At 55.2% G+C, this 504-nt stretch carries 1 protein-coding gene; it reads left to right on the top strand.

Annotation, left to right across the window (positions count from 1 at the left end):
- Nucleotides 1-31: 31 nt before the first annotated feature.
- Nucleotides 32-504, top strand: a 473-nt coding sequence (locus ACLD7X_RS18505; protein WP_425625500.1) for an FG-GAP repeat domain-containing protein, incomplete at its 3' end; no start/stop codon positions are given.

Genomic DNA, 504 nt, shown 5'->3' with positions numbered 1-504 from the left:
CGACGTGACTGCCACGAACATGCCACAAAACGTGCGCACGGAGACGCGGAAAGTTGTGCCGCTCGACGTCGATGGTGACAACGACATAGACCTGTTTTTCTGCAACGTTGGATGGATTCAAACTGCCGATCCTCAGGATCGGTTGTACGTCAATGATGGCAAGGGGCGATTTACAGACGTCACGGCTACTGCCCTGCCCATATTCCGTCAGTTCTCATTGGATGCGGCACCAATTGATCTCGATGGAGATGGTGACCAGGACATTGTCGTTGTCAACATCAACAAGGCGCCACTCACGGTGCTGATCAATGACGGAAATGGTGTTTTTTCACGGTCTACAACGCATCCCCTTGCGCAGCTACCAGCCGTAGACGGACTTGCCATACTGGCCGAGGACATCAATGGCGATGGGCGGCCGGACATTTACGTCGGCAACCGAGGAGGCGCGGATGTCTTTTTAACAGGCGACATCGCAACGAGTGTGCGCCCACCAGCCACCACACC

The organism is Aphanothece microscopica RSMan92, assembly GCF_046613545.2.
Lineage (GTDB): Bacteria > Cyanobacteriota > Cyanobacteriia > PCC-6307 > Cyanobiaceae > NIES-981.
This window is presented reverse-complemented; position numbering and strand designations above follow the sequence as displayed.